The 13,536-nt window shown below is 62.8% G+C and carries 13 protein-coding genes; 10 read left to right on the forward strand and 3 right to left on the reverse strand.

Annotated features, from left to right (window positions below; all coding sequences use genetic code 11):
- The first annotated feature begins 189 nt into the window (after positions 1 to 189).
- The 4 genes from A6V37_RS08685 to hslU all read left to right on the forward strand — a co-directional run bounded on the left by A6V37_RS08685 (position 190) and on the right by hslU (position 4,640).
- The gene (locus tag A6V37_RS08685) at positions 190 to 1,284 is read left to right on the forward strand and encodes a CobW family GTP-binding protein (RefSeq protein ID WP_064266860.1); all 1,095 of its coding nucleotides are present in this window, start codon (positions 190 to 192) and stop codon (positions 1,282 to 1,284) included.
- A gap of 699 nt (positions 1,285 to 1,983) precedes the next feature.
- Positions 1,984 to 2,403: an RNA polymerase-binding protein DksA gene (dksA, locus tag A6V37_RS08690; RefSeq protein WP_064285917.1), complete on the forward strand. Its 420-nt coding sequence runs from the start codon at positions 1,984 to 1,986 to the stop codon at positions 2,401 to 2,403.
- A 344-nt stretch (positions 2,404 to 2,747) separates the two neighbouring features.
- A complete protein-coding gene (gene hslV, locus A6V37_RS08695; protein WP_035987163.1) occupies positions 2,748 to 3,284 on the forward strand; it encodes an ATP-dependent protease subunit HslV in 537 nt (178 codons plus the stop codon).
- 9 nt (positions 3,285 to 3,293) lie between these two features.
- A complete protein-coding gene (gene hslU / locus A6V37_RS08700) occupies positions 3,294 to 4,640 on the forward strand; it encodes an ATP-dependent protease ATPase subunit HslU (RefSeq protein WP_064266862.1) in 1,347 nt (448 codons plus the stop codon).
- Positions 4,641 to 4,772: 132 nt separating this feature from the next.
- On the opposite strand, the gene A6V37_RS08705 is transcribed toward hslU, so the two are convergent.
- Both A6V37_RS08705 and A6V37_RS08710 read right to left on the reverse strand, forming a co-directional pair.
- Positions 4,773 to 5,315 (reverse strand): response regulator transcription factor, encoded by a 543-nt coding sequence (locus tag A6V37_RS08705; protein WP_012431409.1) that lies wholly within the window; start codon positions 5,313 to 5,315, stop codon positions 4,773 to 4,775.
- A complete protein-coding gene (locus A6V37_RS08710) occupies positions 5,312 to 6,622 on the reverse strand; it encodes an ATP-binding protein (protein WP_064266863.1) in 1,311 nt (436 codons plus the stop codon). Before A6V37_RS08710 ends, A6V37_RS08705 begins: the two co-directional genes overlap by 4 nt.
- Positions 6,623 to 6,751: 129 nt before the next feature.
- Here A6V37_RS08710 and A6V37_RS08715 point away from each other — a divergent pair, with 129 nt between their 5' ends.
- A complete protein-coding gene (locus tag A6V37_RS08715) occupies positions 6,752 to 8,389 on the forward strand; it encodes a tetratricopeptide repeat protein (RefSeq protein ID WP_064266864.1) in 1,638 nt (545 codons plus the stop codon).
- A gap of 55 nt (positions 8,390 to 8,444) precedes the next feature.
- Here A6V37_RS08715 and A6V37_RS38860 read toward each other — a convergent pair whose 3' ends face one another.
- Positions 8,445 to 8,660 (reverse strand): cysteine-rich CWC family protein, encoded by a 216-nt coding sequence (locus tag A6V37_RS38860; RefSeq protein WP_075643435.1) that lies wholly within the window; start codon positions 8,658 to 8,660, stop codon positions 8,445 to 8,447.
- Between the two features lie 264 nt (positions 8,661 to 8,924).
- Here A6V37_RS38860 and argB point away from each other — a divergent pair, with 264 nt between their 5' ends.
- The 5 genes from argB to metW all read left to right on the forward strand — a co-directional run bounded on the left by argB (position 8,925) and on the right by metW (position 13,536).
- Positions 8,925 to 9,824: an acetylglutamate kinase gene (gene argB, locus A6V37_RS08720; RefSeq protein WP_064266865.1), complete on the forward strand. Its 900-nt coding sequence runs from the start codon at positions 8,925 to 8,927 to the stop codon at positions 9,822 to 9,824.
- A gap of 221 nt (positions 9,825 to 10,045) precedes the next feature.
- Positions 10,046 to 10,849, forward strand: coding sequence for a pyrimidine 5'-nucleotidase (locus A6V37_RS08725; RefSeq protein ID WP_064266866.1), 804 nt, complete (start codon positions 10,046 to 10,048; stop codon positions 10,847 to 10,849).
- The gene (gene slmA, locus A6V37_RS08730; protein WP_064285918.1) at positions 10,816 to 11,481 is read left to right on the forward strand and encodes a nucleoid occlusion factor SlmA; all 666 of its coding nucleotides are present in this window, start codon (positions 10,816 to 10,818) and stop codon (positions 11,479 to 11,481) included. The genes A6V37_RS08725 and slmA overlap by 34 nt, the downstream gene beginning before the upstream one ends.
- A 304-nt stretch (positions 11,482 to 11,785) precedes the next feature.
- A complete protein-coding gene (metX, locus tag A6V37_RS08735; RefSeq protein WP_064285919.1) occupies positions 11,786 to 12,931 on the forward strand; it encodes a homoserine O-succinyltransferase MetX in 1,146 nt (381 codons plus the stop codon).
- On the forward strand, positions 12,928 to 13,536 hold the full coding sequence (gene metW / locus A6V37_RS08740) for a methionine biosynthesis protein MetW (protein WP_064266869.1): 609 nt from the start codon (positions 12,928 to 12,930) through the stop codon (positions 13,534 to 13,536). Before metX ends, metW begins: the two co-directional genes overlap by 4 nt.

Here is a 13,536-nt window from a genome sequence, read left to right on the forward strand (position 1 = left end):
CGCCCATAGCTTGGAGAGTATTTCCTGCACAGCCGGCCGGGACGAAAAGGGGCTCGATCCCCGACCGTCAGCGCCGGCTCGACAGTTATGTTTCAATAACCGGTTAGACAGCGCTGCGCGCCCTGAGGCTGCCGCGCCCGGCTAAAAGCTTCGATTACGCACCGTTTCACGCACATACAGGCGACCAACATGATCCCAGTCACCATCCTGACCGGCTTTCTCGGCAGCGGTAAAACCACTCTGCTCAAGCGCATCCTGAATGAAAAGCACGGCATGAAGATCGCCGTGATCGAGAACGAGTTCGGCGAAGAGAACATCGACAACGAAATCCTCGTGCAGGATACCGGCGAGCAGATCATCCAGATGAGCAACGGCTGCATCTGCTGCACGATCCGGGGCGACCTGTCGCGCGTGCTGGGCGATCTGGCGGCGCAAAAACAGGAAGGCAAGCTCGATTTCGACCGCGTCGTGATCGAAACGACCGGCCTCGCCAACCCGGGTCCGGTCGCGCAGACGTTCTTCATGGACGACCAGATCGCGGGCGAATTCCTGCTGGACGCGATCATCACGCTGGTCGATGCGAAGCACGCGAATCACCAGCTCGACGAGCACGAAGTGGTGCAGCGCCAGGTCGGTTTCGCCGACCGCCTGTTTATCACCAAATCCGATCTGGTCGACGAAAAGCACGTGGCCGATCTGCGCCACCGCCTGCTGCACATGAACCCGCGGGCGGCGATCAAGCAGGTGAACTTCGGCGAAGCGGACATCAAGGAAATCTTCGACCTGCGCGGCTTCAACCTGAATTCGAAGCTCGAGATCGATCCAGACTTTCTCGTCGAGGACGAACACGCGCACAGCCACGCTCACGCGCATGACGAGCACGGCCACACGCACGACGATCACGCGAACTGCGATCACGATCACGATCACGGCCAGTGCGATCACGAAGGCCACGATCACGCGCATCACCATCACGCGCACCACGACGACAAGATCAAGTCGTTCGTCTACCGCAACGACCGTCCGTTCGATCCGAACAAGCTCGAGGATTTCCTCGGCGGCATTCTGCAGATTTACGGCGAGCGCCTGCTGCGCTACAAGGGCGTGCTGTACATGAAGGGTGTCGACCGCAAAGTCGTGTTCCAGGGCGTGCATCAGATGATGGGCAGCGATCTCGCCGCCAAATGGCAGCCGATCGAGAAAAAGACCAACAAGATGGTGTTCATCGGCATTGAACTGCCGCAGGACCTGATCACCGACGGTCTCGACGCCTGCCTCGTTTAAGTGCGTCCCCCGGCATGAGCCGGGTTGCGCCGCGGAATGCGCCGGATACGCCGGAGTGCGCCGGACCAGGGATGGTTTGGCATTCCGCGGCCGGCCGCGCGGCACGCGCCGTGCTACTGCTCTAGAAATACACGCGTCACAAGAGGCTTGCCGGCACCATTTGTCTGCGGAATGCACGCCGAAGCGGCCGAAAGCAGACTGAAAAGCTGCGCACATGAAAAGCGCGTGAAAACCCTGTTGCGTTAATGCGTGCACGACCATCGCTTTTTGATCGTGCGCGCGTTATATTTTCGGGATAACAGTGCTCCGTCAGGGGATTTTCACCAGTTGCGGTACACGATTGCGATTCAGTTACAATACGTGCCCACTGGAGAATGACAACGAATTGCCCGGTCAGCGCGTATCCGCTCCGGGCCTGAAACGGCGCCGGAAAATCTTGTCCGGAGACACGCCGAGAATGCCGGCCGGCACGGCCTGACAAGGCGTGCCGTCGGCAAGCAATACCTCAGGAGCATTTGAGAATCGGTTTCCAGAGGAGTTCGGCCCCGCATTGGCGTTGCGACGCCCGGCGCTTCGGCGTCGCGACAGTCCACCGCTCGTGCCTGCCTTGCGCTCAGTGTCTTTGAGCCGCCTTTGCGGGCAATACGAAAGTGCGGGCCCCATGTAAGAGTTTTGCCTCACATTGAAGAAGTAAGCCAGATGACGACGAAACGACTCTTGACCGAAGCCGAAATCCTGAAGATGAGCGACAAGGATTACATGAATGAGGATCAGCTCGCTTTCTTCAAGAACAAGCTCGAACAGCTGCAGGCGGAAATTCTCCGCAATGCCGGCCAGACGACCGAGAATCTGCGCGAAACGGTGATCGTGCCGGATCCGGCCGACCGCGCAACGATCGAGGAAGAGCATGCGCTCGAACTGCGCACGCGCGACCGCGAGCGCAAGCTGCTGAAGAAGGTTCAGCAGTCGCTCGCTCGGATCGATTCCGGCGAGTACGGCTGGTGCGAAGAAACCGGCGAGCCGATCGGCATTCCGCGTATGCTCGCGCGGCCCACGGCCACCCTGTCGCTCGAAGCGCAGGAACGCCGCGAACTGCGCCAGAAGCTGTTCGGCGACTGAACGCTTGCGGCGCGGCTTCGGCTCCGCGCCCTGAAACGCTGCTTCGTCGAGAGGCGCACGGTGATCCGTGCGCCTTTTTTCTTGCGTGGCGCCTTTAGGCGCGCTGCGATGGCCATGCCCGCCGCCATTCCGCGCGCCCTCCTCATCCCAAATGCGCGTTTTTTGTCTTATGCCATTTGCCGGCTCTTGATATGACCGCGCACGCCCTAAAATAAACCCGACATGCGTTGCACGTGCGCGCGCCGCCTGTGTCGGCTTCAGCGTCGCGCGCCGTCCGCGTTCAGGATTCATGCGGTGGTGCATTGCATTGCCGCGGCCTACCCGTTTTGCAAAGAGGAACGCATATGGAGCAATTTCACGGCACGACGATCGTCTCCGTGCGCCGCGGCGACAAGGTCGCGCTCGGCGGCGATGGCCAGGTGACGCTGGGCAACATCGTCATGAAGGGCGGTGCGAAGAAGGTTCGGCGCATCTATAACGGCAAGGTGCTGGTCGGCTTCGCCGGCGGCACGGCCGACGCCTTCTCGCTGCTCGACCGCTTTGAAGCGAAGCTGGAAAAACATCAGGGCAACCTCACGCGCGCCGCCGTCGAACTCGCGAAAGACTGGCGCACCGACCGCATGCTGCGCCGTCTCGAAGCCATGCTGATCACCGCGGACGCCACCACCACGCTCGTCATCACCGGCAACGGCGACGTGCTCGACCCGGAAGGCGGCATCTGTGCCATCGGTTCGGGCGGCGCCTACGCGCAAGCCGCAGCGAAAGCGCTGGCCGACAACACGGACCTGTCGCCGCGCGAAATCGTGGAGAAGTCGCTCGAAATTGCCGGCGACATGTGCATCTACACGAACCACAACCGCGTGATCGAGACGATCGAGTAAGGACCCACGATGAGCACCATGACCCCAGCCGAGATCGTCTCGGAACTCGACAAACACATCATCGGCCAAGGCCGCGCGAAAAAAGCGGTGGCTGTGGCGCTACGCAATCGCTGGCGCCGTCAGCAGGTCGACGAGCCGCTGCGCCAGGAAATCACGCCGAAAAACATTCTGATGATTGGACCGACCGGCGTCGGCAAGACCGAAATCGCACGGCGCCTCGCGAAGCTGGCCGACGCGCCGTTCATCAAGATCGAGGCCACCAAGTTCACCGAAGTCGGCTACGTGGGCCGCGACGTCGACAGCATCGTGCGTGACCTGATGGAAATCTCGGTCAAGCAGACACGCGAAACGGAAATGCGCAAGGTGCGAACCAAGGCTGAAGATCAGGCTGAAGACCGCATCCTCGACATTCTGCTGCCGAGCGCACGCCCAGTCGGCTTCGGCGCGAGTTCGAGCGCCACGGATACCGCGGATGAAGGCAGCACCACCCGCCAGACGTTCCGCAAGCGCCTGCGCGAAGGCCTGCTCGACGACAAGGAGATCGAGCTCGACGTCGAACAGCCGCAAGTCGGCATGGACATCATGGGGCCGCCGGGCATGGAGGACATGACCGAGCAGATCCGCTCCATGTTCGCGAATATCGGCGGCGGCAAGAAAACGCGCCGCAAAATGAAGGTGAAAGAAGCGCTCAAGGTCCTGACCGACGAAGAAGCCGGCAAGATGTTGAACGACGAAGAGGTGAAAGCCAAGGCGGTACAGAACGTCGAGCAGAACGGCATCGTGTTCCTCGACGAGATCGACAAGATCGCCTCGCGCGCCGAAGCCGGCGGCGGCGAAGTGTCTCGTCAGGGTGTGCAGCGCGATCTGTTGCCACTAGTGGAAGGCACCACGATCAACACCAAGTACGGCATGGTGAAGACCGATCACATTCTGTTCATTGCGAGCGGCGCGTTCCATCTGGCCAAGCCGAGCGATCTGATTCCGGAATTGCAGGGCCGTTTCCCGATTCGCGTCGAACTGGATTCGCTGTCGGTCAACGACTTCGAATCGATTCTGGTGTCCACGGACGCAAGCCTCGTCAAGCAATATCAGGCGCTGCTCGCCACTGAAGACGTGCACCTCGAATTTGCCGACGACGGCATTCGCCGTCTGGCCGAGATCGCGTACGCCGTGAACGAGAAGACCGAGAATATCGGCGCTCGCCGTCTGTACACGGTGATCGAAAAACTGCTCGAGGAAGTCTCGTTCGCGGCCGGCAATCACTCCGGCAGAACGGTGCAGATCGACGCGGCGTATGTCGATCGCGCGCTGAACGAAGTGGCGGAAGACGAAGATCTGTCGCGTTACGTTCTGTGAAAACGATGCTGACAGCGCCTTAAACTGCGTTCATTGTTTGAGGTAGATCAGCTGCGAGAAAAAAAACGGGCTGCCTTTGATCAGGCAGCCCGTTTTCATTTCGGTCCGGCGCGGGGCACCGGGACGCCGCGCTTACTGCTTGACCGGCCGCTTCGCCAGCTTGCGCTGCAGCGTTCGCCGATGCATGTTCAACGCACGCGCCGTAGCGGAAATATTGCCGCCGTGCTCGGCCAGCACGCGTTGAATATGCTCCCACTCCAACCGCGCCACTGACAGCGGCGTGGGATGCTCGATCGCCTCTTCAGCTTGCAGTGCGCTCGCCTCGCTTTGCAGCGCCGACAAAATCGTCTCGACATTGGCGGGCTTCGCCAGGTAATTGTCGGCGCCGTCTTTCACCGCCTGCACCGCGGTGGCAATGCTCGCATAGCCGGTCAGCACCAGCATGCGCGCGTCGGGCTGCAGATCGCGCAAGGGCGCGACAAGCGTCAGTCCGGAGTCGTTGCCAAGATGCAGATCCACGGTGATCTGGCTGAACTTCTGCTGGTTCGCCAGCTTGATCGCCTCGTCCGCGTTGTGGGCCTCGCTCACCGTGTAGCCGCGCCGGGTGAGGCCACGCGCGAGGATGCCGGAGAACACCTCGTCGTCGTCGATCACCAGAAAATTCATGTCGCTCATGCCTGTTTCTCCGTGTTGGATGGCGCGGCGCCTTGACGGCCCGCGCCAGAAAATTTTCGCCCGGCAAGCGGCAGCTTCAGAACCGCACGCGTGCCACGTGGCCGGGTCATGCTGACGTCAGCCAGATCAATCGATCCCTTCAGACGTGCCGCAGCAGAAAACGCCAGATAGAGTCCCACGCCGTGCCCCCCTTGCGTGCTCTCGACTGGCATCGTACCCAGCGAGCCACGCAACGCGGCCGGAATGCCCGGGCCCGCATCGCATACCTCGAACACGATCTGGTCGCCGCGCGCCGCGAGGGCGCAAGACAGCGTCACATGATCGCGGCTCGCTCGCGCGGCGTTGTCGAGCAGAATCGTGAGAATCTGACTGACGGCCACCGTATCGTCAAGACTGACCTCCGCGGGTGGCACGCCGATCCGCTCGAACTTCACATGCGGGTGCCGCAAGCGCCACTGCTCGCAGAACGACTCCAGCCACTCGCCGACCTGTTGCCGGTTGGTGCTCGTCGAGGCCCGGCTGCGTAGCCGGGCAAGCGCCGATGTGCACAACGTCATCTGCTGTTCGAGCAATTCCAGATCGGCGCTGTACGCCGCGAGCCCCTTGTCGGAGCGCGCGGCATCGCGCAATTCTTCGGACAGCATCGCAATTGTAGACAGCGGCGTGCCGATTTCGTGCGCGACGGTAGCAGCCTGAACGCCGAGCGCGACCGCTCGTTCGTCCTGAAGCAAGCGCTGCTGCGCGTCTCCGAGCGCTGCGTCACGTAGCCGCAGCGCGCGCGACATCCGCGCGACGAACCATGCAATGAGGCCGACGCTCACCATGAAGTTCACCCACATGCCCGCGCGGTAGTAGTCGAACAAGTTCGCGGGGTTGTCGAGATTCAGCGGCACGGAATCGAAACCGAGGACCGCGTAGCAGGCCACGGCGAACGCCGCGAGCCATGCCATCAGATGCCATGGCAACACCGCTGCGGCGATTGCCAGCGAAGGCAGGTAGAGCGACACGAATGGATTGGTGGTGCCGCCGGAGAGAAACAGCAGTGCCGACAGCGCGCCCAGGTCGACCCATATCTGCCCGAACAGCTCCATGTTGGACTCGGGCCGTTGCTGCGAAACGCGCCACCACGTCAGCGCGTTGAAGATCACTTCGAGCGCGATCACGAGCAGCATGGCGGGCAACGGCAGATGTACGCCGATGAACACCTGTACTGACGCAATCGTTATGAGCTGGCCGATTATCGCGAGACTGCGCAACCAGAACAGATGTTCGAGATTGACGCGGCCAGTGTTGGTTATACGATGCATGACTTTAGTTTGCCTGTTCGGACTCGTCTGAATTACCCCGAGGCCTTAGGCCGGTAACATGGGTTTTTTTGCGACAGCGCCGCACGGACCGTTCCCTGAGCATCGGTTCATCGACGGCACAACCTATCCATGCAGCCTACCTCTTCTACCGAGGCCGACGCCTCGTCAGCTTTCCTGATTGTTCTGCGACAAGCTGTCGCAGCCCGGCAAAGCGGCACAGCGCAAGCAGAAGCGAAAAGTCTGGACGCCGCGGCGCAAATTCATGCACTTGACGACGCATCACTCGATTCGCTCATGAACACTTTGATCGACCAGCGCCGTCACGACGAGGCGATCGAACTCGCCGCCATTATTGCCCAACTCGCCCCCCATCGCGCTCTCGCGCATTTTCGTCACGGCTACACGTTGCAGATGGCCAACCGGCACGGCGAGGCCATCGCCCCCTATCGCCGCGCACTCGCGCTCGAGCCAAAACTGCCGAGCCTGCGCAGCAATCTCGCCGCAGCACTGATGGTCACGGGCGGCGACCGGGGTGAACAGCTGGCGCTTCTCGAAAACACAGTCCGGGATGAACCGAACAATGGAAACGGCTGGATCAACCTCACGAACGCGTACCGCATGGGCATGGATCTGCCCCGCGCGCTCGAGGCCGGCGCAAAGGCCGTGCAATGCACACCAGATAGCCCGATGGCGCACAACAACTATGCGCTGACGCTGCGCGAGGCGCAACGCTGGGACGACGCGGAGCACGCCGCCCAAACCGCCTGCGCACTGGCCCCTCACGACGCCGCGGTGCGCTCCAATCTCGGCATGCTGCAACTCATGCGTGGGGATTACGCATCCGGCTGGGTCTCTCACGAGGCGCGCTGGGATGGTTCGTCGGAACTGGGGGGCCGTCGCCCCGCGATGCTGGCGCCGCTATGGCGCGGCGAGCCGCTCGCCGGCAAGACGCTGCTCGCGTGGGGCGAGCAAGGCATGGGGGACGTTCTGCAGTTCTGCCGCTATATTCCGATGCTGGCGGAGCGCGTCCATCGCGAAGGGGGTCGCCTCATCTGGAATTCGTTTCCGCAAATGGGTGCGCTGCTCGCACGCAGCCTCGGCGGCCACGCTGACGAATATTCAGCCGGCGGCGGAGTCGAGTCGCTGCCGGCGTTCGACTATGAAATTCCGTTGCTCAGCCTGCCGCTCGTATTCGAGACGCGCGAGGCAACCATTCCAGCCACAGCGCCTTATTTGCGCGCGGACCAGGTCGCCACTGACTACTGGCGCAAGAGGCTGGCCGGCGAATCGAGGCTCAAAGTCGGGCTGACCTGGACCGGCAGCGACGGTCATCAGCGCAATCCATTCCGGCGAGTCGGCTGGGAACGCTACGCGGCCCATTTCGGCGGCATGCAGGATGCGGCGTTCTATTCGCTGCAGCCGGGCGCGAGTGACGACGTGGCAGCCGCGCGAGCCGCCGGCCTGCAAATGACCGACTACACAGCCGAATTCGCGACCTTCGACGACACCGCCGCGTTTGTCGGCGCGCTCGATCTGGTCATCACGGTTTGCACGTCGGCGGCACATTTGAGCGGCGCGCTCGGCCAGCGCACCTGGGTGCTGCTCGACGTCAACCCGCACTGGGTCTGGTTGCTCGACCGCAATGACAGTCCGTGGTATCCGAGCGCGGCACTTTACCGGCAGCCGCAGTTCGGCCAGTGGGAGCCGGCGCTGGAAACTGTCGCACGTGACCTGAGAGCGCTTGCAGCCCAGCACCGCGTGGCTTAAGGCGACGCCTCGCTCAAACCACGCCGCCGGCGGCCCGCGCCGGCCTTCTCATGAATCACTCGCCGGCCCGGCTTTGGGCGGCCCGCGCGATCTCAGCGGCAAGACACTCGGGACACAGGCAGCGTCCGCCCGGTTCGAGCCTGTCCGCGGGCAACGGCGGCATTTGGCGGCACCAGCAGTCGAACGGCTGCGCATGCCTGCCGCAATCGAATGAATTTCCACAGCGCGGGCAGCGCGCGCTGCTTGCGGAGCGGGGGGCGGACGGTTTCATAACGGGCCGGATAATCTCGCTTCAGCCTGGTTCAGGAAATAATGCCACGACCGGCGCCCCACCGTGAGTCGTCCATTCGGCCAGTTCACAAGCGCGGCCGAAGCGCGATACGCTTGATCGTCAACGGCGTACGCAGCCCGTCGTTGCGCAGTGCGCAAAGACAACGGCGCCCACCGCCCGCGCTACTATCGAAAACCCTGTTGCAGCGCGCCAGTCCTGTACAATTCGCCGTGTTTTAACCGTTCCCCGCCAGAGTCCGCCGCCATGTCCGAGATTCCCGACCTTTCGCAGATCGCGCCCACCCTGAAAGCTGAAATCCTGGCCGAGGCGCTGCCTTACATCCGTCAATATCACGGTAAAACCGTGGTCATCAAATACGGCGGCAACGCCATGACCGAAGAGCGGCTGAAACAGGGCTTCGCGCGCGACGTGATCCTGCTGAAGCTGGTCGGCATCAACCCCGTTATCGTGCACGGCGGTGGTCCGCAAATCGACCAGGCGCTGAAAAAGATCGGCAAACAGGGCACGTTCATCCAGGGCATGCGCGTCACCGACGAAGAGACGATGGAAGTCGTCGAATGGGTGCTCGGCGGCGAGGTGCAGCAGGACATCGTCACGCTGATCAACCATTTTGGCGGCCACGCGGTCGGCCTGACGGGTAAAGACGGCGGCCTGATCCACGCACGCAAGATGCTGATGCCGGATCGCGACAATCCGGGCCAGTACGTCGATATCGGCCAGGTGGGTGAAGTCGAGGCGATCAACCCGGCGGTCGTGAAAGCGCTTCAGGACGACGCCTTCATCCCGGTGATCTCGCCGATTGGTTTTGGCGAAGACGGCTTGTCGTACAACATCAACGCCGATCTGGTCGCGGGCAAGCTGGCGGTCGTGCTGAACGCCGAAAAGCTCGTCATGATGACCAACATCCCCGGCGTGATGGATAAAGAAGGCAATCTGCTGACCGATCTGTCGGCGCGCGAAATCGACGGCCTGTTCGCCGACGGCACGATCTCCGGCGGCATGCTGCCGAAAATCTCCTCGGCGCTGGACGCGGCCAAGAGTGGTGTGCGCTCGGTGCACATTATCGACGGCCGTATCGAACACTCGGTGCTGCTCGAGATTCTCACTGAACAACCGTTCGGCACGATGATCCGCTCGCATTGATTCCTGCCTCAAATCCGGCCCACATGGCACGCCTTGGCATGCCGTATGGGCCAAGCCTTCCGCGTGCCTGCCCCGCCCCGTCGTACTGCGGGGACGGCAGCCCGCAAGGCGCCGACATGGCGCGCCAACACCCTTTCCCCACTTTTATCGCCGCCCGCGCCATGAACCGCCCGTGTTCGCACCGTCACACGGCCACGCGTGCCTGAGCGGCGCCCTCCACCATGCGCACTCTCACTTCCCGGCGCCGTCGTCCGCATATCGCCGGTGGCCGTCCAGTCTGGCTGTTCGATCTCGACAACACGCTGCATCACGCATCGCACGCGATTTTTCCGGCGATCAATCGCGGGATGACGCAATACATCATCGACGCGTTGCAAGTGGATATCGACGAAGCCAACCGTCTGCGCACCGGCTACACGCAACGCTACGGCGCCACGCTGCTTGGCCTGACCCGCCATCATCCGCTCGATCCGCACGACTTCCTGAAGGTCGTGCACACCTTTCCCGATCTCGGCTCGATGATCCGCCACGAACGCGGCGTCGCGCGTCTCGTCGCTGCGCTGCCGGGGCGCAAGATCGTGCTGACCAACGCGCCCGAGGCCTATGCGCGCGCGGTGCTCGCCGAACTGCGCATCGAGCGGCTGTTCGAGCAGGTGATCGCCATCGAACACATGCGCGATCGCCGCCGCTGGCGCGCCAAGCCCGACCACGGCATGCTGCGCAAGGCCATGCGCGACGCTCACGTTTCGCTCAAGGACGCGATCCTGGTGGAAGACACCCGCACGCACCTGAAGAACTACCGGCGGCTCGGCATCCGTACGATATGGATCACCGGCCATCTGCCGCGCAAGCTGCACGCGGACGGCGTACCGACGCGCCTGCCGGGCACCGGCCGGCCGCACTATGTCGACCGGACCATTCGTTCGTTAAAATCGCTACGACTGGGCACCCGCTCGGTTCGATTGAAGGGACAGCAGACGGGACGACAGCCATGCAGCCGATCGACAAGCCTGACCAGGTCTTAGCCGAACACGAACCGGCCGCGCCGCGCGCGCAGCGCCTGAAGCCGCGCGAGCGCCGCGTGCACATCCTGCAGACGCTCGCCGCCATGCTGGAAGCGCCGAAGAGCGAGAAGATCACCACGGCGGCACTGGCCGCCCGGCTCGGCGTTTCGGAAGCCGCGCTGTACCGTCATTTCGCCAGCAAAGCGCAAATGTTCGAAGGACTCATCGAGTTCATCGAGCAAACCATTTTCGGGCTGATCAATCAGATCGCCGCCAAGGAAAGCAACGGCGTGCTGCAGGCTCGCGCGATTGCCCTGATGCTGCTCAATTTCCCCGCGAAGAATCCGGGCATGACCCGCGTGCTGACCTGCGAAGCGCTGGTGGGCGAGCACGAGCGGCTCACTGAACGTGTCAATCAGATGCTCGAACGCATCGAAGCGTCACTGAAGCAGTGCCTGCGGCTAGGTGCCATGGAGGCCCAGACCTCCACGCAAGACACACCCGTGCCGGTTCCCGCGGACTACGATCCTGCCGTGCGGGCGAACCTGCTGCTGAGCTATATCATCGGGCGCTGGCATCGCTTTGTACGAAGCGGCTTTGTCCGCATGCCCGCGGAACAGGCCGATGCGCAGTTGCGACTGATTCTTCAGTAGTCCGCTGCGAAGCCGCGCGCCGGCGCGACCTCTGTGCGGGCTTGCGGCGCGCCGGACGTTGCCGCGCGAATTTTTCCGCTATACTTTGCCCCTGATCGCGGTGCCGGAGAGCACCCTGAGCCGCGACCAGAGCAACACTACGCGCCGATTTGCTGACTCGATTGCGGGCGCGCGAGCTGCCGGGAACGTTTCCCGCGGTTCACTATAAATGCGGCTAAAGAGGTCGTCAGCCGCGCACAAAGTCGTTCCCCCGTGCCTCGCCGACGCCATCTAGCCGCCCTGTTTTTGTTAAATGGCGGAATGAATGGAATCGATCGGTATCGTCGCTCCCCACACAATGCATTTCACCGAGCCGCTGCAATTGCAGAACGGCAGCTCGCTGGCCGGCTACGACCTGATGGTCGAGACCTACGGCACGCTCAACGCCGCGCGCAGTAACGCCGTGCTGGTCTGTCACGCGCTCAACGCCTCGCACCACGTGGCGGGCGTGTATGCCGACAATCCCAAGGACATCGGCTGGTGGGACAACATGGTCGGTCCGGGCAAACCGCTCGACACCGACAAGTTCTTCGTGATCGGCGTGAACAACCTCGGATCGTGCTTCGGCTCGACCGGGCCGATGAGCATCGATCCGGCCACCGGCCAGCCGTACGGCGCGACGTTTCCCGTCGTGACGGTGGAAGACTGGGTCAACGCCCAGGCGCGCGTCGCCGATCAGTTCGGCATCACGCGTTTCGCCGCGGTGATGGGCGGCAGCCTCGGCGGGATGCAGGCGCTCGCGTGGAGCATGATGTATCCGGAGCGTGTTGCGCACTGCATCGTGGTCGCGTCCACGCCCAAGCTGTCGGCGCAGAACATCGCGTTCAACGAGGTCGCGCGCTCGGCGATTCTGTCGGACCCCGACTTCCACGGCGGCAACTACTACGCGCACAACGTGAAGCCGAACCGCGGCCTGCGCGTCGCGCGCATGATCGGCCACATCACCTATCTGTCGGATGACGACATGGCTGAGAAATTCGGCCGCTCGCTGCGCCGCGCGGAAGGCGCGCAGGACGCGTACAACTTCAACTTCGACGTGGAATTCGAGGTGGAGTCGTATCTGCGCTATCAAGGCGACAAGTTCGCCGACTACTTCGACGCGAACACGTACCTGCTGATCACGCGTGCGCTCGACTATTTCGATCCGGCCAAGGCCTTCGAAGGCGACCTGACGGCCGCGCTCGCGCACACCACGGCGAAATATCTGATTGCCAGCTTCTCGACCGACTGGCGTTTCGCGCCGGCCCGCTCGCGCGAACTGGTGAAGGCGCTGCTCGATCACAAGCGCACGGTCACTTACGCGGAAATCGACGCGCCGCACGGCCACGACGCCTTCCTGCTCGACGACGCGCGCTATCACAACCTGATGCGCGCCTACTACGAACGTATTGCGAACGAGGTGAACGCATGAACCAGCGAGCACTCGATTATCTGGCGCTGCGCCCCGACTTCCGCGCGATCGCCCGCTGGGTCGAACCGCGCGCCACCGTGCTGGATCTCGGTTGCGGCGACGGCTCGCTGCTGTCGCTCCTGACCGAAGAACTGGACGTGCAGGGCTACGGCATTGAAATCAACGACGCGGGCGTGCTGGCCTCGACGCAGAACGGCATCAACGTGATCCAGCAGAATCTGGAAGACGGACTGCGCCTGTTCGAGGACGGCAGCTTCGATTTCGCGATTCTGTCGCAGACGCTGCAAACCATTCATCAGACGGCCGCGATCCTGCGCGAGACCGTGCGGGTCGGCAAGGAATGCATCGTGTCGTTCCCGAATTTCGGCTACTGGGCGCATCGGCTCTCGGTGGTCAAGGGCCGCATGCCGGTGTCGAAGTCGCTGCCCTATCAGTGGCACAACACGCCGAACGTGCGGGTGCTGACCATCAAGGATTTCGAGGCGCTCGCACCGGAAGTCGGCATCGAGATTCTCGACCGGGTCGTGCTGCACGACGGGCAGGTGGTGCGGTGGGGGGAGAACTGGCGTGGTAGTCTTGCGGTCTATCGCGTCAAGAAAAGCTAA

It is taken from the genome of Paraburkholderia ginsengiterrae, assembly GCF_001645125.1.
Lineage (GTDB): Bacteria > Pseudomonadota > Gammaproteobacteria > Burkholderiales > Burkholderiaceae > Paraburkholderia > Paraburkholderia ginsengiterrae.

Coding starts and splice junctions, on each gene's coding strand:
- A6V37_RS08710 (WP_064266863.1), bottom strand. CDS start 6,622: ATGCATCGTATAACCAACACTGGCCGCGTCAATCTCGAACATCTGTTC.
- A6V37_RS38860 (WP_075643435.1), bottom strand. CDS start 8,660: ATGAAACCGTCCGCCCCCCGCTCCGCAAGCAGCGCGCGCTGCCCGCGC.
- metX (WP_064285919.1), top strand. CDS start 11,786: ATGGAATCGATCGGTATCGTCGCTCCCCACACAATGCATTTCACCGAG.
- metW (WP_064266869.1), top strand. CDS start 12,928: ATGAACCAGCGAGCACTCGATTATCTGGCGCTGCGCCCCGACTTCCGC.
- hslU (WP_064266862.1), top strand. CDS start 3,294: ATGAGCACCATGACCCCAGCCGAGATCGTCTCGGAACTCGACAAACAC.
- A6V37_RS08705 (WP_012431409.1), bottom strand. CDS start 5,315: ATGAGCGACATGAATTTTCTGGTGATCGACGACGACGAGGTGTTCTCC.
- A6V37_RS08685 (WP_064266860.1), top strand. CDS start 190: ATGATCCCAGTCACCATCCTGACCGGCTTTCTCGGCAGCGGTAAAACC.
- A6V37_RS08715 (WP_064266864.1), top strand. CDS start 6,752: ATGCAGCCTACCTCTTCTACCGAGGCCGACGCCTCGTCAGCTTTCCTG.
- dksA (WP_064285917.1), top strand. CDS start 1,984: ATGACGACGAAACGACTCTTGACCGAAGCCGAAATCCTGAAGATGAGC.
- hslV (WP_035987163.1), top strand. CDS start 2,748: ATGGAGCAATTTCACGGCACGACGATCGTCTCCGTGCGCCGCGGCGAC.
- slmA (WP_064285918.1), top strand. CDS start 10,816: ATGCAGCCGATCGACAAGCCTGACCAGGTCTTAGCCGAACACGAACCG.
- A6V37_RS08725 (WP_064266866.1), top strand. CDS start 10,046: ATGCGCACTCTCACTTCCCGGCGCCGTCGTCCGCATATCGCCGGTGGC.
- argB (WP_064266865.1), top strand. CDS start 8,925: ATGTCCGAGATTCCCGACCTTTCGCAGATCGCGCCCACCCTGAAAGCT.